The sequence below is a fragment of the Viridibacillus sp. KH_047 genome, from assembly GCF_057838945.1.
The window spans coordinates 3,572,907-3,597,709 of the sequence record NZ_CM174479.1; the positions used below are offsets into that span (position 1 = coordinate 3,572,907).

General features: G+C 34.6%; 21 protein-coding genes, 1 pseudogene and 1 riboswitch. Of the genes and pseudogenes, 9 read left to right on the forward strand and 13 right to left on the reverse strand.

The annotated features are described in order from the left end of the window. Window positions 1-463: 463 nt before the first annotated feature. Window positions 464-964 (reverse strand): sigma-70 family RNA polymerase sigma factor, encoded by a 501-nt coding sequence (locus AC3IS5_RS17600; RefSeq protein WP_489425553.1) that lies wholly within the window; start codon window positions 962-964, stop codon window positions 464-466. Window positions 965-1,191: 227 nt separating this feature from the next. On the opposite strand from AC3IS5_RS17600, the gene AC3IS5_RS17605 reads away from it, so the two are divergent. The 4 genes from AC3IS5_RS17605 (at window position 1,192) to AC3IS5_RS17620 (ending at window position 5,624) form a co-directional block, all read left to right on the forward strand. Then, window positions 1,192-1,668: a competence protein ComK gene (locus AC3IS5_RS17605; protein ID WP_489425554.1), complete on the forward strand. Its 477-nt coding sequence runs from the start codon at window positions 1,192-1,194 to the stop codon at window positions 1,666-1,668. 351 nt (window positions 1,669-2,019) lie between these two features. Beyond that, window positions 2,020-2,946, forward strand: coding sequence for an LCP family glycopolymer transferase (locus AC3IS5_RS17610; protein WP_489425555.1), 927 nt, complete (start codon window positions 2,020-2,022; stop codon window positions 2,944-2,946). Window positions 2,947-3,202: 256 nt separating this feature from the next. Beyond that, on the forward strand, window positions 3,203-4,324 hold the full coding sequence (locus AC3IS5_RS17615) for a C40 family peptidase (protein ID WP_489425556.1): 1,122 nt from the start codon (window positions 3,203-3,205) through the stop codon (window positions 4,322-4,324). 550 nt (window positions 4,325-4,874) lie between these two features. Continuing rightward, window positions 4,875-5,624: a C40 family peptidase gene (locus tag AC3IS5_RS17620; protein WP_489425557.1), complete on the forward strand. Its 750-nt coding sequence runs from the start codon at window positions 4,875-4,877 to the stop codon at window positions 5,622-5,624. A gap of 162 nt (window positions 5,625-5,786) precedes the next feature. On the opposite strand, the gene AC3IS5_RS17625 is transcribed toward AC3IS5_RS17620, so the two are convergent. Then, window positions 5,787-7,274 carry a S1C family serine protease gene (locus tag AC3IS5_RS17625; protein WP_489425558.1) on the reverse strand — a complete coding sequence of 496 codons (1,488 nt, stop codon included), beginning with the start codon at window positions 7,272-7,274 and terminating at the stop codon, window positions 5,787-5,789. A gap of 149 nt (window positions 7,275-7,423) precedes the next feature. Here AC3IS5_RS17625 and AC3IS5_RS17630 point away from each other — a divergent pair, with 149 nt between their 5' ends. Beyond that, complete coding sequence (locus AC3IS5_RS17630) at window positions 7,424-8,524, forward strand: CapA family protein (protein WP_489425559.1); 1,101 nt, start codon at window positions 7,424-7,426, stop codon at window positions 8,522-8,524. 89 nt (window positions 8,525-8,613) lie between these two features. Beyond that, window positions 8,614-9,336, forward strand: coding sequence for a WecB/TagA/CpsF family glycosyltransferase (locus AC3IS5_RS17635; RefSeq protein WP_489425560.1), 723 nt, complete (start codon window positions 8,614-8,616; stop codon window positions 9,334-9,336). Between the two features lie 469 nt (window positions 9,337-9,805). Here AC3IS5_RS17635 and AC3IS5_RS17640 read toward each other — a convergent pair. After that, window positions 9,806-9,937 (reverse strand): annotated as a pseudogene (locus tag AC3IS5_RS17640) (DUF5658 family protein); the annotation flags it as partial. A 555-nt stretch (window positions 9,938-10,492) separates the two neighbouring features. On the opposite strand from AC3IS5_RS17640, the gene AC3IS5_RS17645 reads away from it, so the two are divergent. After that, window positions 10,493-10,921, forward strand: a complete 429-nt coding sequence (locus AC3IS5_RS17645) for a hypothetical protein (protein ID WP_489425561.1) — start codon at window positions 10,493-10,495, stop codon at window positions 10,919-10,921. A 599-nt stretch (window positions 10,922-11,520) separates the two neighbouring features. Here AC3IS5_RS17645 and AC3IS5_RS17650 read toward each other — a convergent pair. The 4 genes from AC3IS5_RS17650 to AC3IS5_RS17665 all read right to left on the reverse strand — a co-directional run bounded on the left by AC3IS5_RS17650 (window position 11,521) and on the right by AC3IS5_RS17665 (window position 16,784). Then, window positions 11,521-14,022 carry a toxin-antitoxin system YwqK family antitoxin gene (locus AC3IS5_RS17650; protein WP_489425562.1) on the reverse strand — a complete coding sequence of 834 codons (2,502 nt, stop codon included), beginning with the start codon at window positions 14,020-14,022 and terminating at the stop codon, window positions 11,521-11,523. 635 nt (window positions 14,023-14,657) lie between these two features. Then, complete coding sequence (locus AC3IS5_RS17655) at window positions 14,658-15,884, reverse strand: hypothetical protein (RefSeq protein ID WP_489425563.1); 1,227 nt, start codon at window positions 15,882-15,884, stop codon at window positions 14,658-14,660. A gap of 175 nt (window positions 15,885-16,059) precedes the next feature. Then, window positions 16,060-16,350 (reverse strand): DUF2653 family protein, encoded by a 291-nt coding sequence (locus AC3IS5_RS17660; protein WP_489425564.1) that lies wholly within the window; start codon window positions 16,348-16,350, stop codon window positions 16,060-16,062. Further along, window positions 16,338-16,784: a hypothetical protein gene (locus AC3IS5_RS17665; protein WP_489425565.1), complete on the reverse strand. Its 447-nt coding sequence runs from the start codon at window positions 16,782-16,784 to the stop codon at window positions 16,338-16,340. Before AC3IS5_RS17665 ends, AC3IS5_RS17660 begins: the two co-directional genes overlap by 13 nt. A gap of 347 nt (window positions 16,785-17,131) precedes the next feature. Here AC3IS5_RS17665 and AC3IS5_RS17670 point away from each other — a divergent pair, with 347 nt between their 5' ends. Then, entirely contained in the window at window positions 17,132-17,449 is a 318-nt protein-coding gene (locus AC3IS5_RS17670; protein ID WP_489425566.1) for a YflT domain-containing protein, read from the forward strand. A gap of 247 nt (window positions 17,450-17,696) precedes the next feature. After that, window positions 17,697-18,833, forward strand: a complete 1,137-nt coding sequence (locus AC3IS5_RS17675) for an MFS transporter (protein ID WP_489425567.1) — start codon at window positions 17,697-17,699, stop codon at window positions 18,831-18,833. 124 nt (window positions 18,834-18,957) lie between these two features. Here the strand turns inward: AC3IS5_RS17675 and AC3IS5_RS17680 are convergent, their stop codons facing one another. From AC3IS5_RS17680 to AC3IS5_RS17705, 6 genes are all read right to left on the reverse strand, one after another. After that, window positions 18,958-19,746: a TatD family hydrolase gene (locus tag AC3IS5_RS17680; protein WP_489427929.1), complete on the reverse strand. Its 789-nt coding sequence runs from the start codon at window positions 19,744-19,746 to the stop codon at window positions 18,958-18,960. A 5-nt stretch (window positions 19,747-19,751) separates the two neighbouring features. Continuing rightward, window positions 19,752-20,498 (reverse strand): ABC transporter ATP-binding protein, encoded by a 747-nt coding sequence (locus tag AC3IS5_RS17685; RefSeq protein WP_489425568.1) that lies wholly within the window; start codon window positions 20,496-20,498, stop codon window positions 19,752-19,754. A gap of 5 nt (window positions 20,499-20,503) precedes the next feature. Further along, entirely contained in the window at window positions 20,504-21,256 is a 753-nt protein-coding gene (locus AC3IS5_RS17690) for an ABC transporter permease (protein WP_489425569.1), read from the reverse strand. Continuing rightward, window positions 21,256-21,546: a thiamine-binding protein gene (locus AC3IS5_RS17695; RefSeq protein ID WP_489425570.1), complete on the reverse strand. Its 291-nt coding sequence runs from the start codon at window positions 21,544-21,546 to the stop codon at window positions 21,256-21,258. The genes AC3IS5_RS17690 and AC3IS5_RS17695 overlap by 1 nt, the downstream gene beginning before the upstream one ends. Before the next feature lie 13 nt (window positions 21,547-21,559). Next, a complete protein-coding gene (locus AC3IS5_RS17700) occupies window positions 21,560-22,549 on the reverse strand; it encodes an ABC transporter substrate-binding protein (protein WP_489425571.1) in 990 nt (329 codons plus the stop codon). A gap of 104 nt (window positions 22,550-22,653) precedes the next feature. After that, window positions 22,654-22,763: riboswitch (TPP riboswitch) on the reverse strand. A 322-nt stretch (window positions 22,764-23,085) separates the two neighbouring features. Continuing rightward, on the reverse strand, window positions 23,086-24,024 hold the full coding sequence (locus tag AC3IS5_RS17705) for a VCBS repeat-containing protein (RefSeq protein ID WP_489427930.1): 939 nt from the start codon (window positions 24,022-24,024) through the stop codon (window positions 23,086-23,088). Between the last annotated feature and the right edge of the window lie 779 nt (window positions 24,025-24,803).

Genomic DNA, 24,803 nt, shown 5'->3' on the forward strand with positions numbered 1-24,803 from the left:
AAATACGTTTACCTATAAAAATCATAAAAAAGCTAAATTATTCGCAAATTGAGGTTGTTTTTACTACTTTTTACTACTTTCAAATCTTTTACAAATGCATTACACCTTTAAGTTACATTACAGTTACTTTCTTTTTACTTCTCAATGCTGAAAAACGCATGAATTCAAATTCATGCGTTTTCGCAAAGAAATCATATATTCTTTTTAGTCATTTCCTATTCAAGCAATGCAAATCACTCAAATTTAGTTATTTCGACAACCGACTCCCACTTCAATCTACAATTTCTTCTACAACTATCCTCTTGCTGTCTATTATCCATGACATTTTCTGCAGTGCCTCTGGAAATTCTGCCAAGAAAGCTATTGATTTCGACATTTACTGCGGTAAACCGATAGATTCCTTAATAATTTCGCTCCACTTTGTATAAACTTTCTAGCTTACACCTCTAGGAACGACCAACCTTTACTTACCTTTTTTACGACTCTTCATTTTTTCTTCTCTTATTTGCTTCATAATCCGATCTCTCCGTTTTTTTATACCTCCTACTGTAATTCCTTCCATAACCGCTAATTCGTCATAGCTGTATCCTTTTATATACAATAGAATGAGTAACTGTAAATCCTTAGTCGGTAGTGATTCTAATATAGTATCTAGTATATGAGTGTCTGACTTATCTACATGATTGTTTTTTATTAGTATTTCTAACGTATCTGATTCGGCAGGTATATTACGATCTTCATTGCGAGATTCTTTCTTCAATTCATCTAAAACAGCACCTTGAATACATCTGTAGGCATACGGAGCAAAGTCACCTCGACTGTCTTCATATTTTGTCCACGCTTTCCAAAGTCCGATACGTGCTGCTTGCCTGTATAGCTCGTGATCTCTATAAATACGACAGCGGTTCATAACACTTGTAATCATTGGTTCAAATTGTGCTAAAACAATTTCAAATTGGTCCATTAGATGGCCTTTCTAGTTGTGCACAACGCTTTGTATTCCCGGGTACTACTTATCGTATATGGAATTATCGTTCAGGACGAATGACTATAGTTAACGTTTACTACACCAAATTTAACGTATACCTTACTTTAAACTAATTTATAATTTATAATATTTGGAAATTATACAATATTATGTTGATTTTAGTTGGTTATTTTCGTATGATGGATGAAAATGTGAGGTGTTTGATGATGTTTGATAAGGATTTAGATTTAATCACTACCAATTCATTCGTTTTATCCCCTTTATTTGAAGGAGAAATGAAGTCGAAGGTAATGACTAGAGATGGATATTTATTCTCGACTTTAACGCCTATTCAGCTACTCGAAAAAATTTGTATTCGCTATGGTTCTACTTTTCAAGGCCGGATAGATGCAGTGAAGGAACTTCTCGGCTATTCAAAAAAGCTACCACTCTATATCGGCGAAGGTATTTACGCATACCCGACACGATCACCTTATCACCCTGAGTGTGTATGGGTGTTTTATCATAGTTATCGTTATGAGGCATATAGTAAAGGACAAACAATTCTTTATTTCGATCATGGCGAAATAGTCATACTGGATATTTCACTACATACTGTTAAAGAGCAACAGCAACGATTAGCCTCGATTATTTTATCTTTACGTTTTAATAAGCAGCAAACACTAATTCGTCGAAAGTGATATCAAAAAAGCTCCCTTTCATGAGAAATGCGAGCTTTTTTATTATTTAAATATATTGTTAGAAGCTCTTCCAAGTTGTTTTGATACAACTTTTATAACGACATTTAACAAATAATAATTGGAAAATTGATTGAAATGACTTATAGCCGCCATGTATCCACACTACCTTTTACGACATAATCTTCGGTAAGTCGATAATTAAAATAGCTTTTGTCGATTACTTTTATGTTTTGTGATATTTTGTATAATTTCATCGGATGATAGTAAGTGAGATAACCGATGAATTTGTCGACTCAATTCGCGATTTTACATAAAATAGTTGAACACCATGTTTCAGGAGGTGTCATACCATTGGATATCGAGGTTAAAAAGACGAAGAAGAAAAGAAAATGGCCATGGATTATTGGCATAGTTCTATTAGGAATTGGGATGTATGTATGGAACGTATATGCTAATGTGTCTTCGAATTTAAAGAGTGTGCACGTAGAAATTAATCGAGATAAATCCGATTTGAGGGTGGAAAAAGTCCATTTAGAGAAAAAAGAGCCGTTTTCCATTTTACTATTAGGAGTAGATCAACGGGAAAATGATAAAGGACGATCTGATACGATTATTGTACTAACGATTAATGCTAATGAAGGAAGTACGAAAATGCTAAGTATTCCAAGAGATACTTATACTAAAATTGTTGGGTACGGGACACGTGATAAGTTGAATCATGCTTATGCTTTTGGAGGCACTAAAATGGCAATGGCCTCAGTTGAAAATTTACTAGATATCCCTATCGATTATGTAGCGGAAGTGAACATGGAAGGCTTCCAAGACATTGTAGATGCTGTTGGGGGTATTACAGTGACTAATATGCTTGCATTTAAGGAAGAAGGTTATAGTTTTCCAAAAGGGCAGATAAAATTAGACGGTGAACATGCACTCGCATATGTACGTATGAGGAAGGAAGATCCTGATGGGGACTTTGGTCGACAAGAACGACAAAAACAACTTATTCAAGGAATTTTAAAAGAAGGAGCTTCTGTTAGTAGTCTATGGAAGTATAAAGATATTTTTAATGCACTTGGTGACAATATTTCAACAAATTTAACATTTGGACAAATGATGGAGCTACAAAAAAATCATAAAGAGGCTCTTAATTCGATTGAACAACTCTATTTTAATAAGGGGCAAAGTCAGACGATGAATGGTATTTGGTATTATATGATGAATAAGAAGGAACTTAAGGATGTATCTGTTGAATTAAAAGCTCATTTAGACTTGAATTAGTTAAATAGTTTATTTTTATTACTATTGATATAATTTTACTATTTGTAATTAGTCATAAAAACACTTGTTATTTTCATAACAAGTGTTTTTATGGTTTTAAATGACCATTACTTTAGAATCTTGCGCATTTCGAAAAATTAATCACTATCTTATTACCCCTTTTTACTAATTTCATTGTTTTCTCTGTTTTTTTTCAATAGAATGAGGGTACAACGAACAGGGATGACAATTTGAAATATAAAGAGGAGTGATTTTTGTGAAAAAAGCGACCTATTCCATTTTGGCTACAGGTGCACTCGCACTTTGTATAAATAGTCAATCGACAGAAGCAAGCTCAAATACTTACACAGTAAAAAGTGGTGATTCTTTATACACAATCGCACTTAAACATGGCACAACAGTCACCAAACTAAAACAGTCGAATAAATTGAAATCAGATATAATTTATCCAAAACAAAAATTGCTACTTTCCGGCAAAGCATCTACTCAAACATCAAAAGCACCATCTAATACAGTGAATACAAATGCAGTTTCTCAATCTAGCAAAACAGCTACTTATAAAGTGAAACAAGGTGACACACTTTCAATAATTTCAACAAAATTCAACGTATCTGTCAGCTCCCTTCAAAAAACAAATAAAATAAAGGGCCATCTTATATATGTAGGACAAAAGATAAAAATCCCTACAACAACGACTAATGCTGGTAAACCAAATGGTAATACTACAAAACCTAAGCCTGATAAAACAACTAAACCACCAACTCAAAACAATGTTAATGCTACTTCCTATAAAATTGTAGCTGGTGATACGCTATCTGGCATTGCTTATAAATTCGGTATTACGATAACACAGTTGAAATCTTGGAACGGTTTAACTTCTGATCTAATTCGTGTTGGACAAACATTAAAAGTCAAAAACAGCTCAAGCTCTACTATCCAACAAGACAAGGAAGATACAACAAATGTTTCAAAACCAAAACCAACACCACCAACAGTTTCAACAAATGAAATTAAACAAAAGGCTGTTAGCTTAGGTCTATCTTTACTAAATACACCTTATGTTTGGGGTGGACAAACACCATCAGGATTTGATTGTAGCGGTTTTATTAACTATGTATTTAATACTGCAGGCCTTTCCATGACTCGTACAAACGCTGCCGGTTATGAAGCTAGATCTTACTATATCAATACACCTCAAGTAGGTGACCTAGTATTTTTCCGCGATACATATCAAACCGGCATTTCGCATTTAGGCATTTATATTGGTAATGGTCAATTCGTACATGCTGGTGGTACACATGTTCAAGTCTCTTCAGTAAACGAACCTTATTGGGCTAAGCACTTTGATAGTTATAAACGTTTCTATTCACTGGATTAAAACTTATATGCGAAAGAATGTATTCTACTATCCAGGTACTGATTTTATAAACCAACTGTCTAAAAAAGCATTTCCACGGCGACCCAAATTGCCTTGGGAATGCTTTTTTGTGTAGTCAGGCTAGCTTAATTGGCACCCCAGCAGAACTCATTACTGAAATACTCTTCTTGGAATACCCCAAAGCTACTTGCAATGAAATATTTCAATAACAGCTGGATTTTGTAACATTATGTTACAAAACGCTTCGCTAAAAACTAAAATTACCCGACTTATTACGTTAATTTAACTTTCACATAAATTGTTTAACTTTTAAGTAATACAAATTAGACATTTCCCACTAATATTCAAACAACCAAGACTTAAATATCATTCGTTATTAGCACTTTATCCTCATTTTTGTTACACAACTGTAATATAACTGTAAACGAAATAGCATTGTGTTTCTTTTCTGAATTCTTTAAAGTATTACTTAGTCAAACAAACTAAAATTCAAAATAATCGTTGAACATTATATACAAAAAAAATTGTTGAAAAGTTGGAGGACGAATTGATGAATATGAAAGCACTATTTACAGCAATCGCATCAAGCACACTTGCTTTAACACTTGCCTTTGGAAGTGCCAAAGCTACTGAAAACGACAACAACACTAAAGAAAATACAAAGATTGAAACAGTAGAAATAACTCAAGTTTCAAACCCGAATGCTACTAAAGTTAATAGTCGCTATAAAACAACTGCAAACTTGAACCTTCGTTCAAATGCTTCAACTAACTCAAATGTAAAAACAACTGTTGCTTCAGGCACTGTTGTAAAAGCGTCTTATAAAAAAACTATCAATAACAAAACATGGTATAAAGTTTCAGTAAAAGGCAAACAAGGCTGGATGTCTGGTGCTTACTTATCAAAAACATCAAAGAGTGTAACAAAAGCATCTGCAAGTAATGATTCTGGTAGTGACATCGTCGATCAAGCTCTTAAATATATTGGTATTCCATACCGTTATGGTGGTACGTCTACTTCTGGATTTGATTGCAGCGGCTTCACACAATATGTTTTCAAACAACAAGGTAAATCTATCACACGTACAAGCCGTTCACAACGTAGTGAAACAAGATATACAAGCAACCCACAAGCAGGCGATTTAGTATTCTTCGCACAAGGTGGAGGGTCAATCGATCACGTAGCGATTTATATGGGTAACGGTCGAATCGTACATGCTGCCGGAAGCCAAGTTCAAGTACAATCTATCAATAATGGATACTGGAATCGCTATTTACACAGCTATGGTACTTTTAAATAATTTAATCATTCACTTTAGAACCTCTAAGTATTGGACTTTTAGAAAAAAGCCCTTTACTTAGAGGTTTTTATATTCATAATTAGTAAACTTACTTTTCTTCTAAAACTTAATGTCTATATTACATACAAAAACCTCGAGCTTTGCTGGCTCGAGGTTGGGTACTTATCCTTCTGTTTTTTCATCTGAAGGTGTTTCAGTTGGTGTTTCTTTACCTTGTGTTTCTACAGGTTCTTTTTCTTCATCTTCTTCATCTTCTTCATCTGATTTTCCATTGTCATCAGCTGGTGGCGTAGTTACATTTTCTTTATCTTCTTCTTTTTTATCACCAGAACCTGATGTAGGTAAATCTGTATTTGTTGATAAGATTTCAATTTTAGAGAACTGATAATCACCATATTCATCAATAATTATTGTGTATTGAATAGATTGTTTTATCGTTCCTTTTGTACCTGTTTTAACGTCTTTGTAAGTGTATGTCGAGTTAATATTTGCTGTCGCATAGTGATCAGAGATGTTCGGGGAATCATCATAAATATGCACTGCGCCAAAAGTAAATTTCAAATCTTGATACTCTTTATCTTTTGATGAATAGTTTGCAATCATCTCTTTAGCTGTTGTTGCTGCACTACTGTTTGGTAACAAATAAGTTTCATAGTAGTTTTTATTTTTATCTTTGATAGCGTACGGGAATAGTTCATAGTAGCCATCAATATAGTCTTTAATTAATTTTTTATCTAAATAAGCATCCTGCTTATGGTCGTAATCTTCTTCGTCATCTAGGTTAATGTCGACGTCTTGGTCTGCCCATTTGGTGATAAGTGACATTATTGAATAGACTGGGATTGCGTAACCAATTTCAGGTTTATCAGTTAATATGATGGAGTTAATACCGATAACATTACCAGTTGTCGCATTAACTAGAGGTCCACCACTAGAACCTGGCTCTAATCTTGCTGTGATTTCATATAGATTTGAATAATTATATTCGTCTGTAAAATTGCCGTCTATACTTTTAATATCACCTTCTGTTGATGTACCACCCTTGTTATTGGGGCTTCCAATGGCGATGACTGGCGTATTTACTTTTGCTTTTGTAGTATCCAATACAAGTGGGTCTTTACCTTCTAAACCAGGTACACGAATCAGTGCAATATCTGTTTTTTTAGAAATACCGATTACTTGTCCTTGGAATTCTTGACCATGCTCATTTGTCACAAATACATAGGATGCATCTTTTACAACATGGGCATTTGTAATAATGTCCCCTTTTCTATTGAAAAGAAAGCCCGACCCTTGTTGTAAGTCTGTGTATACCGTGTACACTTGCGTTTTTGCATTCGCAATAATAGCAGATGTATCATGTTTAGGCATTATCACATCTGTGACATCTTCATTCGTGATGCCATCTTTAACACCCGTCGTGACAGATCCTTCTTTCTTCTCAGAAGTGTCCTCATCTAAATTTTCTTTTGGTTCTTCCGGAGTTGGCTTTTGGACTTCAGCCACTTTCACATTGGGTTCATTTGTCGCTTCATCATTTTTTGTAAGGAGTGTGTATAATCCGGCAATAACTGCTATGATTAAAATAACGGAAGCTACTACACGTTTAAAGGATGTATTTTTGGGATTATATCTCCTATTATTAGTCACTTTCACATCCACTTCCTGTCTGTATAAAATTCATTACTATAATAGACGGATTAACTACATCTAAAGTTTCAAAAAATGTAGTAATCATTTTTCACAAAGTTTATCATAGCACAATCTATAGAAAATGGACTTAGAAAGGATGATTTTCTTTGAAAAAAATTCTATTAATATGTTGTACTCTCTCTTTACTTAGCGCATGCACCATTTCAGAAAAATATCAAAAAATAGCATCCACTGAAACTACTACTGATAGACAACCAGAAAAAGTTGAGCAAGTTGAGCAAAAGGTGCCTGTCATAAAAGATAAGAAGATTTCCATCGCTATGATTGGCGATATCCTATTGCATGAACAATTATTATATTACCAAGATTACTCCCCTTCTTTTGCTGGGATAGAAAATACATTAAAGAGCTACGACTTTCTGCTTGCGAATCAGGAATCCTTACCAATAGGTAAAGAATTTGGCTTATCTGGCTACCCTAAATTTGCAAGCCCTGATTATATTGTTCGTGATTTAAAAGAAGCTGGTGTTGATCTCTTATCAGTAGCTAATAATCACACATTAGACCGTGGAGAAGAAGGTGTTCTAGCTGCTCTTAAGAATATCAAATCTTATGGCCTTCCTTATGTTGGGGCTTATAAATCCGCGAAAGATCGCAAAAAGATGCGTATTATCGATGTCAAAGGTATTAAAGTTGGAACTTTATCTTACACTTATGGAACAAATGATAATGAAACACCTGCTGGTAAAGACTATCTAGTTAATCGAATCAATCTTGACACTATTCAAAAGGACATCAAAAAAATGCGTCCTTATAGCGACGTCATCATCGTCAATATGCATTGGGGCACCGAATACCAATCTACACCAAATAAGAAGCAAAAACAAATGGCTAAAGTCATTTCTGAAGCTGGTGCAGATATAATTTTTGGGCATCATCCACATGTCTTACAACCCTATGAGAAAATAACCGCAAAAGACGGACACGAGACGCATGTATTTTACTCTTTAGGTAATTTCTTCTCGGCTATGCAAGATCCATCTACTTATGTTGGTGGCATCGCCTCGTTAAATGTTGTAAAAAATGCTGAAGGGGCTATTCGGATCGTTTCACCCCACTTCACCCCAACTGCTATTATGAATAAAGACGGTTTCTATTCAGTAGAGCTTTTGAAGGATGTCGAAAAACAGGCTGTAAGATCCGTTGATTGGGTAAAAGAAACTGTAGGCGTTGATAGTAAGAAGTAAACATATTGGACATTTATACGTTAACTACGCCCCTTTCAGATGGTTTACTATATAATAAAAAGAAATGCTTTTATAAAGAAGGTTTTTAAATGAAGAAAATAGATATTTTATCGATTCCGATTGCAGATACAACAAAAAAAGAATTTGTAAATACAGTCACAAAACAAGATGGACAAGTTTGGATCGTAACCGCGAATCCTGAAATCATTATGCTTGCCAAAGAACTACCCAGTTATGAAAAGCTATTACACACTGCTGATTATGTAGTGGCAGATGGTATAGGCGTTGTCATTGGTTCTAAAATGCTAGGACAACCATTAAAGGAGCGCATTCCAGGGTTTGAATTAGTACATGAATTTATGGCAGTTGCAAGTACTACGGGAACGCGTAATAGAATTTTCATGTATGGAGGCAAGCCTGGTATCGCAGCGAAAGCAGCTGAGATGGCAAAAGCTCAGTACCCTAACATTGAAATCGTCGGCGTCGCTGATGGCTATGGCGGAGACGGCGATGGTGATGAAGTTGCATCAAAAGCGGCCGCTCTATCCCCTGACTACGTATTTGTAGCGTTAGGTGCTCCAAAGCAAGAGGAATGGATTGCTGCACATCTCGAAAAGTTTCCTAATTCTATCTTGATGGGTGTTGGCGGAAGCTTGGATATACTATCCGGGAACATTGATCGCGCACCAGATATCTTCCTTAAGCTAAATTTGGAATGGTTCCATCGTTTGATTACACAACCTACACGCTGGAAGAGAATGTTGAAGATTCCGCAGTTTTTGATTGCTGTGAAGAGAGATGGACGGAAATGATTGTTTGTTGAGTAGTTGGATAAAATTGATTGGAAGCCGCCTGGATGGGCGGCTTTTTTGTGTGTTTTGGAGCTGGTTTTGGGATTGTTGTGCTAACTGGGGTGTTTGTTGTGGTAACTCCTGTGTTTGTTGTGCTAACTCCGATGTTTGTTGCACTAACTCTGTTGTTTGTTGCGCTAACTCCGCTGTTTGTTATTTAGCAGAATATTCACGTCCTTAGAAGCTAGGTTTTTGTTTGAATAAAGGATAATTTTCTAACTTGATTAAAATATCATTATTCCCCTTTTCAGCAAAAGAAAGCCCCTAACCTCCGAAAAGATTAAGGACTAATTGCATTAATATACTCTTAGAATCTGGAAACCAATGATTAGATGACTAATGAAATCCACCAAACATGCTGAATAAACACGAGGGTGTAAAGGACAATAGCCGCTCCCATAAGAGTTGTAATGCTCTTTTCAACTGAACCTTACTGAGGATGTACAATAACAATATTGGAAACATAATTTTCATATACTAAACGCATGAGTGGGTTTGCTTCAGTAATGTGGTTATGTCGAATGCCAAAATCGGTGAAAATGGAATCTAAAATGGATAAGAGTAATAAAAGTAATTCCGCAAAAAGAGTTTGCTACGAGGAAAAAATGTAAGTTTCATTTTCAAACAATGTAACCCCTTTTTTATTCAATAGTATGCTTGCACTATTCTGGTAAACTATTGGCGAAATACACTTTTGATTTGGGGGAATTTTCTAGAAATGATTATAAGACAAAGTAATTTCGATTACTGACACTGTATTCTTATATATACTTAAAATCCAATAGTATACAGACAAAAATCACTTGATCTAGAATTAAGAGCAATATTGTTTCTATCCACAATTATTCGGGTAAATGATTGATTCGAATTATTGATTCTTGTTTTTGTTATTAACGTTTTTAAGTTTAGAATTAACTTCAGCACCAAATTCTTCTTTAAGATTTATAATGAGGCTATTGTTATCGCCGTTCTTATTAATATTGAGCGTTCACCCCATGACGTCTAATTGATTAATACTTTTATTCTCAATGAATATTTTCTAATTATTAACTTATAGTTATAATTTCATCCTTTTTTGGAAAGTATGTATTTATCACTGAAAGAAGGATGATAAATTATGATTAAGAAGTTTTTCTCCATTTTAATAATATGTTCAATTTCTTTTTTCGCAGGATCGTATTATACAATGAACAATTCTCCATCTAAACTCCTTGATTGGAATAAGCAATCGATTTTCCAAGATGGCGTTGAATTAATTTCAGTTCTGCCTCAAAACCTAGAAAAAGCATTTGATGAATTAAAAATTTTCATATCCAACACAATAGGCTTCGGTGATGATAAGTTAGAAAACTCACCAAACCAAGAGAACGATGGAATTAAAGGTGAAAAAGTAGAAAACCAAAATAACTATAGAAATCTTTTATCTGTACCTACTGAAAAGTTACAAAAGGTAAATCTTGATTACTATTTTGAAGAAAATAAAATCATAAATACAATAGAAGAAAACTATTTCATTATTCCTCAAAGAATTATAGGTGAAGAATAATTAGCTTTGTTGAATACCCAAATTTAATATGATTTGGATGCGTTTTGTTTGTGTATGAAATACTTATTCACATACTAAAATAAGAGTTTTTCTATTTATAAATCACCCCCCATAATTTCTTAAGAAATTATGGGGTAAATTGTTTTAAGCATTAAAATAATGGCTTATATAAGTTAACCAATACCTGTAAATATGTAAACCTTCTGCTGATAGATCGACTTGTTCTGATGTGTGATTAATACATACCACATGGATTCCTCATTTAAAATATTACCACTTCTATTGGGCGGACTATATGGTTGGCTCATTCTTTGTATTTAGACATATTACTGGGAAGTGCTCTCTATCAACTTCTCCTAGAAACTCTCTAAAAAACACTGCCCCATCTTGTGGTGATTTTACTTTACGGTTGCTGTAGAATAATGATTTCTCCTTCACTAATTGAACTGATACTATCTTTATTCGTTTGCTTTTACTACTTTTTCTTTCATAATAATTTATTTCACTAGATAACAAAAAACTCCTATCTTACAAAGAAGATAGGAGTTTTTGAATCCGTTCACCCAATAAGATAAGGGTTGGATTTATTAATCAATTAATTATTGTGATACAACAGCTTTTTCAACTTTTGTTTCATTACTGTTTTCGTCAAGAATAGTTAAGTCTACTTTTAAGCCAGCTTGTAATTGATCTGCAGTTAAAGTTGTATCTTTAGGAAGTGTAACTGTTACAACTTTAGCATCTGTTTTAGATACTTCTGCTGTTACATTTTTAACTTCTTCAGTTCCAGCAAACAATTTAACATCAGGATCTTTAACATTTTCAGAGAATGTTAATACAATTTGATTGTTTGCTACTAATTTTGCTGTATCTAAAGTTGCTGCTATGTTTTCAATTAATGAAACATCAGTAAATTTAACAGGAGCCATCACTTTAGTTGAGTTTTTCACTTTAACGTTAGAAACTGAAATGTTACGAATACCTGTAAATTGATTAGAGTTTGCTTTTAATTTTAATGTTACAGCTTGTTTACCACTTGCAAATGGAGCCAGTTTAGCTGATTCAACTACTGCACCATCGATTACGTAGTTAGCTGTATTAATTGCTGTCGAACCATCTACTTCACCTGTATAAGTAACAGTTACTTCTGATGGAGTATCACCTTGTTTTACTACAATTGCATCTTTTGTAAATACATCTTCATTTGCTTCACTAGCAACATCATCTTTACCACGAGTGAATGAAGCTGATGCTTCTTTCATTTCTTGGTCAGCATCGGATTTTACATCAGTTGAGTTAATTTTAACATCATATTTAGCACCTTCAACATCTGCAAAACTAGCTACAGGAACTAATAAAACTTTTTTAGTTTTATCGCCTTTTGGAGCTACTGCTGTAGCAGTTTTTTCAGTTAAAGTAGTTGTTACGTAATCTTTCACATAAGAACCTGTTACTTTAACATCACCAGTAGTTACTGCTTTATCAAATGTTAATTGAATGTTTTCTTTGCCATCAACTTTAATAATTTTAGATGATGTTACATTAGGAGCTACTTCATCTTTTACAAATGTTACAACTTTAGTTGTTGCAGTAATTTTTTGACCATCAATGTCAGTGAAGTCATTTAAAGATACGTTTTGTACACCTTCAAGTACTTTATCAGCTGTTACTACAAAAGTAGTATCGGCAGTTGCTTTATCAGTTTTTGGAGCAGTTGTTAAAGTATATCCAGCAATTTCAACAGTACCAGCGTCAGCTTTTACTGCTTTAGAAAAAGTTACTTCGAAAGTTTTAGCACCAGTTTGAGAAACTGAATTTACTACTGGAGTAACGCCATCAGCTTTTAGTTTAGTGATATCGAAAGTTGCAGGGTTTGGAGTAATAATATTACCAGCTACGTCTTTAAGACCAATAGCAGTTACTTTAATTGTTTTACCAACTTCTACTTTGTCATCTGATAAATCAAATGTCGCTTCAGTTGATCCAGCAGCTACATCTGGAGATAGAACACCTTCTACAGCTTTACCGTCAGCATACTGGAACGTGAATGAGTTGTATGCTGCAACTGGTTCAGAGAATTTCACTTTTACTTGTGTCGAAGAAACTTGTTCAGTACCAATAATTGTTGGAGCTACAGTATCTTCATAAGTGAATAAATCAGTATACGCTGCTGATTCTTCTTTGCTATCTTTTAATTGAATAGCTGGAACTTCAATTTTTGCTTTATTTGCATTAATAACTGTAGTCGTTGTAATAGTTAATGTTTTACCATCTTCAGATAATTCACCTGTTGGAAGCTCAATATTAGCTAATTTTACAACTGCTGCTTCTGCTTTATCTTTATCCAAAGTTCTGTTAAATGTTACAACAAGAGTTGTGCCGTTAGTCGCCTCAACAGATTTAACTTTAGCGCCAACTTCAACACCATTTTCAAATGCCTTTTCAACGCCATCTTTATCGTTGTAAGTACCATTAGCTAAAGCAGTATCGAAGTACCATTTATCTTCAAACTCTTTTAATCCAACGTTATATTTACCATCGATAAATAGTTTACCAGAATTTTTACCAAGACCAGTTAATACTATGCCTTTTTCGTACCATTTTTTGTCTTCGCCTTTACCGAACCAGCCGTCTCCTAGTTGACCATCTTTGTAGTATTTACCAGAGTTTTTGCCAACGCCAGTTAATGCTGTACCATTTTCGTACCATTTTTTGTTAGCACCAGTGCCGTACCAACCAGTTGCTTTTTTACCAGCTTTGTATAAAGTTTTGCCACTTAAACCAGTGAATGCTTTACCAGTTTTGTAGTATACGCCTTTATAAGTACCAGTTGCTTTTTTACCTGATTTGTAATAAGTAGATTTGTATACGCCAGAGAATTTTTTCCCGTCTTTATATAGCGCTTTGTTGTAAGTTTTGTAACCTTTTACAACTTTACCAGTGCTCTTGTATACAATTTTACCATTGCTCACCTTTATTGAAGTTGAGCTTTTTGCGAATGCTGTATCTGATCCAGCAGCTGCGAATGATCCTGTTAATACTGTAGCACCAATGACAAAGGCAGTAGCCGATTTTACTAGTTTAAGTTTGTTGTTTACCATTTTATTCATTCTCCTTTACCTGTGGACTATCTTAAAGTTTTAAAGTTATGTAGTTAATACCGTTAAATATCCTTTAAATTTACTTTACATAATCCTTATTAACTATGTTAACACACATCAAAAGACGTATTTGATAATTTTTTGTGTTTTTTGCTACCTTGATTGTTTTTGATAGTATATTCCTATTAAATTTATATAATTTTCCACTTAATGATAAAATATATTTATATTATCCTGAAATAATTATCTATTAAAAATCTATTAAAACATTCTTATTTTAGTAAAATGTTATCAAAAAAATAACTTAAAATAAATTTTTCATAGCAAAATTATACTACAAATATATTTACCCGGAATGTTTGTATAATTTTAATATTCTGTTTTTTAAGACTTAAAATAGCACCTTTTAATGTATTATAAGGATATTACTAACAATAAATTCTTGTGTTATGTTAATAATATGGATTAGATATAAATATTTCCTAGGGTTTATTTTATTCATAATTATTACAAATAATCCTTTAAATAGATTTTCTTCATGACAACATATGCATTGATATACTATTATTCCAATATATTTACCCATAAAAAAGTAAAAACGCAGCCAGAAGTTTACTGACTACGTTTCATATTCTTTAATCTTCTACCATTTCATAACCATAATTGGCATCTGCAATATGGAGAGCTGATTCACCCTCTACTGCAATAGAACCGAATAGTTTAATATTATCAATGCCGAAAATAGTAATGTTATATTTTCCTGCAGTGATGGATCCTGAGAGATCGAAGGTTGATACTGTTTTGGCTTTGTTCCATTTAAATGCTGAGATTGTATATAGAACGCCATTTTTTTCTACGTTGATCAAAGGCTTCTTATTATTAACTGCTTGGCTATATGTTACTTCTAACGTTTTTGTATCAACTATACGAATAGATTTAATAGTCGTCGCACTTCTAACTAATTTTCCATCTTCGTATAGATTTCCACCGTATTTGCCATTTGCGATATCTGTATGGTAATAATATTGACCATCAAATTTTGCAATTCCATAGTTTTCATCTTTGCCATTGTAAAGTCGATCCTCAAATAAAGTATATCCTTTATTATAATCTGCATCGTTATATAAGATATCGTTATATAGGAAGTACCCTTCATTTAAATATGATCCATCGTATAGTTTCTTATTATAAGTTGTATAACCAACATTCGGTTTTGCGTTCGTATATAATCGATCTTTATATACAGTTTTACTTTTTCTTAAATACGCTCCGTAATATAGTTCCCCATCAAATGTTCTATAACCACTATTTATTTTTGCTCCGTAATATAGTTTACTTTGATAAATAAGAGCACCTTTATTTAAATTTCCCCCATCATAAAGTAAACCATTATAGATTCTAAAGCCTTCATTCGGCCAGCCATCTGGAGCATAAAGTTTGTTATTATATACAACATATCTTCCAGGCTCTTTACCAGATTCGTAATAATAACCTTCTAATAGACCCGTAAAAAGTTTACCGGATTTATAATATCGTTTATTGCCAGAAACCGTGTATTGACCAGTTGCCTTTTTTGCATCTACATAGAGGATTCCTTGATAAAGCTTTTGCTTTTTATAGAGCTTACTTCCTTTATATAGTTTGCCGTTTTTCACCTTATAGCTTTGAGAAACCTTTTTCTTAGCTGTTGTCGGTTTTTTTGTCGTTGTTTGAAAACCGACTTTTTCTTTTTGTAAATTAGTAGAATTAGCAGCTTGTGCGATGTCTGTTTTCGTTAACGTTATTATCGAAGGAATTAATAGTACAGAACAAAGCATAAGCCGTCTGAGAAGTTTGATACGGGTATTGTTAGTCTTCTGCATCGATTTTAAAGCTCCTTCACTTATATGTATTTAGTTCTTCCACTTCATGTAACATACTTATTTTACCACATTTAAACCTATTTTTGATAAATTCTGGTATTTATGTTTTATTATTAAAATAACAAAAAAAGCATCACTGATTTTATAGATCAGTGACGCTTTGCTTTGTTTTTTATTAGTTTACTACGGCAATAATGCCTTCTTCATCGTCTAGTACAAGTTCAATTCCTGAAGCGAATGGATCGCGGTTTAGGAATTCGGAAATCCATAGGCGAACTGCAGCTATCAAACCCGCTTCGCTAACTACTTCAACTTGACCTCTAATGAATGATTCTGCTGAAAAGCCTTCATCATCATCGTATGCTAATTCAACTTCAACATCTTCTGGCATAACGTTTTTGTTACGAGCTTGGAAAAGACAGATTGCATTGATGATATCTTGTTCTGGAATAATTATCTGTTCCATGGGTTTGCTTCCTCTTTACGTTTTTTTGCTTTTATCATAGTGAATACTTTACGAACTAATGCAATTAATACGATAATCGCAAGGATATTTACTGCGAACCCTAAAATAGAACCAAGTGCTCCCATGTTACCAAATAGACCGCCGAATAATAATCCTGCTAATCCACCAAGCATAAGACCTTTCATAAGGCCGCCCTTCATGAAGCCACCGCCAGGCTTTGTAGCCGATGTTCCGTTATTTGTTTTTGTATCTTGTTTATCTTTTTGAATATTTGAATTAGTTGGTTGATTGTAGTTCTTGTTCGTATTGAAGCCTTTTTTACCTGATTTATACCCTTTTGCTTCAACTGTTGTTGCTTGGTCGTTGAACACAAAGCTTCCGACACTTGAGAATACAAGAGTGGCTGCAAATAAAGCTGCTACTAATTTTTTCAATGTATGACCCTCCGTCAATTTTGGTAGTTTTTTTTGGTGCTAACCCCACTGAACAGTGTATCATGCACTACTGGATATTTACACTGATATACGAGCGTTAGCCCATCTCATCAAAGATAATTATCATGACTTACTTTATATACGTTCGAAAGGAAAAAAGGTTTCAAAAAAATAAAGTAATTAATTTCTTTCTATCAAAGCACATTACTTCCTATTTATAAGACACATTTCAAGTATACGATTTTACTGCTTAGATTGTTTGAACACTAGGCCTTTCTCAACTTATTGTTTAGATACTAGTCCTTCAGGGTAAAGATTATATGTAAAACAAAATCGGAGGGATTCAAATGAAATTAAAATTAACAGTAGAAAACGCCGTACAAGCTTTGGAAGAAATCAAAAAGCTAGAGCTCCAAGGTCACTCACGAGATGATATATATGTATTCGCACACTTTAAAGAAAGATCTGATGATATTAATAAGGCTCTAGATACTGCGGAAGTTGGAATCAAAGAACTAGGTATCTTAAATAGTATGAAGAATATGTTCACTTCTCGTGGTGATGAACTACGCAATAAGATGGAGGCTGCTGGCTTAACAAAAGAAGAAGCTGCTAATGCGGAAGAGGAACTAGATCAAGGTAAATTAATCATTATAGCAAACTAATGAATATATAGATAACCCTCAATCACACTAGTGGTGATTGGGGGTTTTTTGAATTAATATTAAAGCTGGTCGTTCTTCAATGTTTCAACTAAGTATTTTACTTGAGAAATATAGGATTTCATATCTGTTGAAATAAACAATTTATCTTGTGATTTTCCTTTTATATTCCCTTTTCTCAAGAAAATTTGGGTGATTGGCATTGATAGGCTATAATATATAGAGAATTTAATTGTTGGAGAGGTTTTACATGAAAAAATTCATTTATGTCATCGTGTTCTTTTCGTTCTTCGATTTATTTACGCAACTGCCAGTCATGAGTACATTTGCTGAATCGCTTGGAGCATCGGCCTTTATAACAGGCTTGGCGGTAGGTATGTATTCATTGTCTAATACATTTGGTAACATCATTTCAGGGTTTTTAACGGATCGCGGAGGTCCATATAAAATCTTGATAGCGGGATTATTCACTACTGGTCTAGCTTTGTTGCTTTATATGTTCGCTGATGCACCAATCATGCTCTTAGTTGTTCGCTTTATCCACGGTTTAGTAGCAGGTTTAATCGTTCCAGCAGCATTTACTTTTTTAGCAAATGAAACTGAACAAGGAAAACGTGGTAAGAGTAGTGCCATATCAGGCGCATTTGTAGGTATTGCCGCCATTACCGGCCCTGCATTTAGTGGTATTTTAGCTAGTCGGACAAGCGTACCATTTGTTTTTAACATTACAGCTGCCTGCATGCTAGTACTCGCTTTTTTAGCCCTCTTTATCTTAAAAGCATCTCAAATAAAAAAAGATTCATCGACTAGTGTCCAAGTTCCAATTCGAGCTTTTTTCAAAAATGCAGGTACACTTAAAGCCTTTATAGGCGCATTTTTCCTTATGTTTTCTCAAGGAGCCATTGCTTATTTATTACCTTTAAAGGTACAAGAATTAGGTTTTGATTCTCGTCTGAGCGGAACTTTAATGAGTACATTTGGCATTGTTGCGGTTCTTGTATTCTTATTACCGACTAATAGAATTTTCGATAGAGTCAAGCCGATTAAAACATTAGCACTTGGTATTAGCTTGATGGGGTTAAGCCAACTATTAATTAGCCAAGCAGATTCAAGTACATTACTTTATATTGCTATGGCTTGTTATGGCTTTGGGTTCGCCTTCTTATTCCCTTCATTAAATTCGTTACTGATTGATTCGACAACTGTTGAGGTTCGAGGCAAGGCTTATGGTTACTTCTATGCGTTCTTCTCATTAGGAGTAGTTGTAGGATCTTCACTTTTAGGTTGGTTGTCACTTGGAATCACAGGCGGCTTTATTTTTACAGGAATCCTATTACTGGGCTTTGCTTGTGTTACATTATTAGATCGCAAAACTACTTTAGCTTGAGATTCTGCCAGAGATTTAAATATCTCTGGCTTTTTTTGTGGAGTTTGTTGCTGATTTTCATATTAATCTCAATATCAAAAACTCCCCTTTGCCCGAAGACAAAGAGGATTCCTTCTATATTATGTCAAACTTTTAGAGATGGACTTGAATACTTCAACCGATAAAATTTTTGTGTATTTTCATATAGCGTAGTAGAAACTTCTTCATTTGACAGCTGTTTAATCGAAGCAATCTTCTCAATAGAGGCTCTGATCATGATTGGATGTGTCATCTTACCAGAGAAAGTCCCTTTAAACGGCCAAGGTCCATCTGTTTCTACCATCATTTGCTCTAATGGATATTGATTTACGAGCTGCTGAATTTCTTTTTCATACAATACATCAGGTGTTATGGAGATGAAATATCCATTTGCAATCATCCGTTTGACTACTTGTACATCCCCTTTAAACCAATGAAAATGTGCTGCTGTTACATTATATTTTTCTAATAAATCACAAACTATGAGCGCATCTTCATAAACAGCGTGCAAAATAATAGGCTTATCCATTTCTGCTGCAAGTGCGATGAACTTTTCAAGTAAGTCGATATAGGGTTGATACAGGAGCTCTTTTTCTTGCTTCAAATAATAAGGGAGCCCCACTTCACCAATCGCAACCATCTCATCTCTATGTTCTCTTATCCATTCGAACAATTGAGCTTGCTCACTTTCTCCTAACAGTACTTGTTCTGGATGAAAGCCAAATGCAGGTAGGATGCGCTTATCATTTTGAGCTAATTTTAAATTGACCTTACTTGATGCTAAGTGAGTAGATACTGCGATTAGATGTGTCACATTAAATTGAGCCATTTCTTTTAAAATCATCTTTTGTTGCTCTTCATTGTATTGATCAAAATGGATATGAGCATCAATCATCAACTTCACTCACCTACCTCAATTTCATCCTTCAACAGATTGAAAAGTTTTTGTTTGAGCTGGAAGAATTCATTTGTATTTAAGAGGCTTTCCTCTCTCGGTCTTGCAAAGGGTACTTTTATCTCTTCTTTTATAGTAGCTGGGCGCTTCGTTAGTATATAAATTCGATCCGCTAAAAAGATTGCCTCTTCAATGCTATGAGTGACGAATAATATTGATTTTCGATTTTCTTCCCACACAGATAGAAGCCACTTTTGCATTTCAATTCTTGTAAATTCGTCTAACGCTGAAAATGGCTCATCTAGACATAATAAATTTTGTTTACTGAGTAACGCTCTTATAAAGGCTACGCGTTGCTTCATACCACCTGATAATTCAATTGGGTAGGATTTTTTAAACTCTCGTAACCCTACTTTTTCTAGCCATTCACTAGCTTCTTCATAATTTGGTTTACCTGATAATTCTTGCATAAGGACGACATTTTCAATGACGGTTCTCCATGGGAAAAGTGACGGTTGTTGAGGCATATAGCCGATTAAGCCTTTTTGTCCTTGAATAGTTTTGTCATTCAAAGAAATAGTTCCTTCATCTGGCGTAGCCATTCCGCCTATTAAATTAAAAATTGTGCTCTTGCCACTTCCTGAAGGTCCGAGTAATGCAACAAATTCTCCTTCTTCTACATGTATAGAAATATCATGCAAAACCTGAGTTGTACCAAAAGACTTTTCGATATGATCCATTTTAAGTAACATTGTATTCACCTCTCCAGTTTGCCTTTTATTACTATTCTTTCAACCACACGTAGCAAACCAAATACGATGACACTTAATAACATAATGGTGAAAATAGCGACAAACACACGATCTGTACGGAACGAGGACTGAGATAAAGTCATGTATACGCCAATCCCTTTTTTCGCACCTAGCCATTCAGAAATAACTGCCCCCATGACACTATAAGTAGCAGAGATTTTCAATCCTGAAAATAAGGACGGAAGTGAATGTGGCAATTCTAGCTTCCAAAATAATTGGCTTTTCGATGCCCCCGCCATTTCCATATAGTATTTGAGCTCAGGTGCGGTATTTTTAAAGCCATCTAATGCTGCTACCACGATTGGGAAAAAGCAGACTAAACCTATAATGATCAGTTTTGGTAATAAGCCAAAACCGAACCAAATAATTAGGAGCGGTGCTAAAACAATGATTGGAATATTTTGAGATAGAATAAATAACGGATAAACAAGTTTCTGCACTTTCGGCATCATATGTAGGGAGACCGCTATGATAAACCCAACTAAGCTTCCAATTGTAAGCCCTAATACTGCCAACTGAGTTGTTGATAAAATATCGGTTGAAAAAGTAGGAATCGCTTTAATTGCTTCTGAAAAGATAGCTGTAGGAGCTGGTAACAACCAACCCGGAACTTCTTTTAAGCGAACAATCAATTCCCAACAACATAAAATGAAAAGGAGCAGAAAAATCGCTCCTCCTTTTTCACGCATCCATTTCATTATCTGTATTTCTCCGTTAATGTACCTAGTTCGATACCAGTTGGTTGGTAAAGTATTTTCACTTGTGTAATGACGTTCACGCTACCTAGTTCAATCATCTTTTCATTCATTTTTTTGATAATTTCTAGTAGTTCAGAAAGTTCACCTTCCATTGTTGTTTCAAGTGGATGCACTTCATACTTCACACCAGCATCGTCGATAATTTTGATAGCTGCATCTACAAAAGGAATAACATCCTCGTAAGTTTTTGTTTTTGGAATAATTTGTACACTGATTAATGAATTAGCCATTTCTTTCTCCTCCTTATTGTGGTAAAAATTCGTTTGTGAACGCATTTTCAGGATCGAATTTACCCTCTAATACGTTATTTTCACTCATCCAATTTGCATAGTTTTTCCAAACTTCAAGCTTCTGCTCTCCCCATTGATTTGCATCATCTTGGTATTTGTCAGCTAGCCATTGTTGGCTTTTCTTAACTAACTCTGCATCTAATTCTGGGGCCGCTTCTAGTAAAATATCTGCAGCAGCTTCTGGGTCTTTTATAGCGAATTCATACCCTTGTGAAGTTGCTTTAGTGAATGCTTTCACTGTTTCGGGATTACTTTGGATCATTTTTTCGTTAGTTGTTAGAACTGGAGTATAGTAATCTAGCTTGTCACTATAGTCTGTTAAATAAAGCATATTTATTTTATCTCCTCGCAGTTCCGCTTCGACACCTGTCCATGCATAGTAAATCCATGCAAAATCTACATCTTTTTTGACCATTGTAAAGAAGTCTGCATCTCCAGCATTAATAATGTCTAGCTTCTTACTATCCGCGTTTTCAATTTTCATAAGAGAATCAAGCACAGCTTTTTCTATTGGAGAACCCCATCCTCCGTATGTTTTACCTTCGAAATCTTTTGGTGAATTAATATTTTTGTCTATTGGGGACGCAAAGCCCGATGTATTGTGTTGAATAATCGCTGCAATTGATACTAGTGGAACTCCTTGGACTCTTGCTTGCGTAATCGATTCTTGCGCCGTAATACCAAATTCGGCTTTTCCTGAAGCTACTAGTTGGTCTGCTCCTGTTTCGCCTGGTCGAATGATTTCTACATCCAAGCCTTGCTCTTTAAAAAATCCTTTTTCTTTTGCTACATACAAACCAGTATGATTTGTATTTGGCGTCCAATCTAAAACGACGGTTACTTTTTTTAATGCGTTTTCCGAGTCATTATCATTTCCTTTTGACTCATTTGATTGGCAGCCTACTAAAGCCAATAATGCTACAAGCAGCATACATTTTTTCATTTCCCTTGCCTCCATCTATATTATTTTGACAAGTTCCATGCAAAAAGAAAAACGCCCGGAACTATTCCGGACGTTAACATACACTCTAAAATTCAATGATACTCGAGATTTTAGCTGATGTTCCCTCCGCTGGTGTTAACCAGATCAGGTTCTAAGGGTCAGCATCTATCGGATACATTCTCAGCTGGCAACACCAGCCCCCCCACATTCTTGCACATATGAACTTTTCTCACCTATTATATCAAAAAAACAAAAGATTCCAACATTTATTTGGAAATGATTGTTTTTGGGGTTTTGGAATTTGGTGCTTTTGCTTGGGATTATTGTGTTGAGTTGGTGGTTTGTTGTGGTAACTTTGGTGTTTGTTGCGCTAACTTTGGTGTTTGTTGCGCTATCTCCGGCGTTTGTTGCGTTAACTCGAGTGTTTGTTGCGTTATCTTCGTTGTTTGTTGCGCTAACTCGAGTGTTTGTTATTTAGCAGAATATTCACGTCCTTAGTACCCACTTATCGCTAACTACTAATCCAAAAAAACAGATTATTTCGCTGGCAAATCTTCACCGAAAATCGATACAGTTTGGCGGTCTGGAACAAATTTTTGTCCATTCCATTTCAATATTGTTTCCACATAACCTAATCCATCCGCATGGTATCTACCCGCGATTTCTTGGTACGCCAAAAATTCGTAGTTGCCGTCCCTTGCATAATCAATAGGATAGAATCCGCTAATTGGATCCACCCATCCTTGGATTGGTGCTTTAAGCGTGCCGTCTATATTATAAATTTCAGATAAATAATCTTTACCTTTATAAGTTAGATCTAAGATATACTTTTTCGCTGGATAGGAGCTAGTAACACTAACTTTGTAATTATCCATATAATTAACTTCATATTTTGAGAGTTCATTATAGGCATCTGTGTCAAACACTTGGCGCATTTCTCCATTCACATATGTAAATATATATGCGAATATGATGCCGCCACTTCCACCTGAGTCTATGACAACTAATATGTCTTCTACATGATTTCCTGTATAATCTCCGAGCGATATTGTGGGATTATAACCTGCATTTTCTTTTAACGGGATTTGTTCATAAAAATTCGTTTTTTCATTAAAAACAACTAAAGTAATATTTTTTAAATACGGACTTCCTTCAGTTTTCTCAGCAGTTAGAAGAATTGTATCAATTAAACCATCTCCCGTAACATCGCCTCTTTTTTTATCGATGACTGTTTGAGCGACCACTTGATGTTGCTTCAACTTATTTAAAATTTGTCTTCTTTTTTCTAATAGGGTTTCTTTAGATGGGTATGGTGAATTAAACGACAGCGTTTTATCAATTGAAATAAGTGCCTGTTCTAAATCTCCCGCCTTCATTTGAGCATCCGATAAATAGTACCAATAAAAAGGATAATCATTATTCTTCAATAGATTCTTATAGTACGCTTCTACTTTTTTAAAATAATATGGGTACACATCCTTTGCTTTTACAAGTCTCATGCCATTAAAACGATAGACGGCTATTTTATAGGCATCACCCGTATCGTGAATCCAAATAGCTAGCTCATATTTTCCGTCTGAATTTTGGGTACTCGGCATATTTTCAACTTCCAATTTACTATAGACCATATTATTCGTTGGTATATGAATAAAACCTTTGTTTGTCCATTGCAGTAGATCTAACTTCGACCATATACTACCTATTTGCCAACCTACAATTAAAGTATTTATATTTTTGTTAACTAATGGTACAGCTACTAAATTCGTTATTCCATATCCGCTTCCTTTAATGTCTGCTATCGGAACCCATTCATTATGGATATTTTTTAATATCTTAATATAATTTTGACCTTGATTGTTGTACGCTCCGATTATCTCTTCAATATGATCTCCATCTATATCTGCTAGCAGTATTGCTGGCCTTTTTTCCGGATGTTGTAATTGTAAAATGGTTGCCGTTGATGGTAAAAATCTCATCAGTACATCTGCATATTCTTTCAATATTCCCCCACCCTTCAATCAATTATATGCGGGCTTCTGTTAGATAATTTGCATCCCCATTGCACTTCTAAAGTGTTTACCTCTGAGACATAATAATATCCCCTGACTCAATCGAATCAGGGGATGCTTGATAGTCATATTAAATATATGTGAAATCTATGTGTGACTATACTCGTTCTAATTTATTACCAACGGTGCCCTTGGTGCCATGGATGCCATGGATGCCATGGACCCCATTGATTCCAAGGATTCCA

Coding starts and splice junctions, on each gene's coding strand:
- AC3IS5_RS17700 (WP_489425571.1), bottom strand. CDS start 22,549: ATGAAAAAATGTATGCTGCTTGTAGCATTATTGGCTTTAGTAGGCTGC.
- AC3IS5_RS17655 (WP_489425563.1), bottom strand. CDS start 15,884: ATGCAGAAGACTAACAATACCCGTATCAAACTTCTCAGACGGCTTATG.
- AC3IS5_RS17685 (WP_489425568.1), bottom strand. CDS start 20,498: ATGTTACTTAAAATGGATCATATCGAAAAGTCTTTTGGTACAACTCAG.
- AC3IS5_RS17695 (WP_489425570.1), bottom strand. CDS start 21,546: ATGGCTAATTCATTAATCAGTGTACAAATTATTCCAAAAACAAAAACT.
- AC3IS5_RS17670 (WP_489425566.1), top strand. CDS start 17,132: ATGAAATTAAAATTAACAGTAGAAAACGCCGTACAAGCTTTGGAAGAA.
- AC3IS5_RS17660 (WP_489425564.1), bottom strand. CDS start 16,350: ATGGAACAGATAATTATTCCAGAACAAGATATCATCAATGCAATCTGT.
- AC3IS5_RS17680 (WP_489427929.1), bottom strand. CDS start 19,746: ATGATTGATGCTCATATCCATTTTGATCAATACAATGAAGAGCAACAA.
- AC3IS5_RS17675 (WP_489425567.1), top strand. CDS start 17,697: ATGAAAAAATTCATTTATGTCATCGTGTTCTTTTCGTTCTTCGATTTA.
- AC3IS5_RS17645 (WP_489425561.1), top strand. CDS start 10,493: ATGATTAAGAAGTTTTTCTCCATTTTAATAATATGTTCAATTTCTTTT.
- AC3IS5_RS17605 (WP_489425554.1), top strand. CDS start 1,192: ATGATGTTTGATAAGGATTTAGATTTAATCACTACCAATTCATTCGTT.
- AC3IS5_RS17635 (WP_489425560.1), top strand. CDS start 8,614: ATGAAGAAAATAGATATTTTATCGATTCCGATTGCAGATACAACAAAA.
- AC3IS5_RS17690 (WP_489425569.1), bottom strand. CDS start 21,256: ATGAAATGGATGCGTGAAAAAGGAGGAGCGATTTTTCTGCTCCTTTTC.
- AC3IS5_RS17650 (WP_489425562.1), bottom strand. CDS start 14,022: ATGGTAAACAACAAACTTAAACTAGTAAAATCGGCTACTGCCTTTGTC.
- AC3IS5_RS17620 (WP_489425557.1), top strand. CDS start 4,875: ATGAATATGAAAGCACTATTTACAGCAATCGCATCAAGCACACTTGCT.
- AC3IS5_RS17600 (WP_489425553.1), bottom strand. CDS start 964: ATGGACCAATTTGAAATTGTTTTAGCACAATTTGAACCAATGATTACA.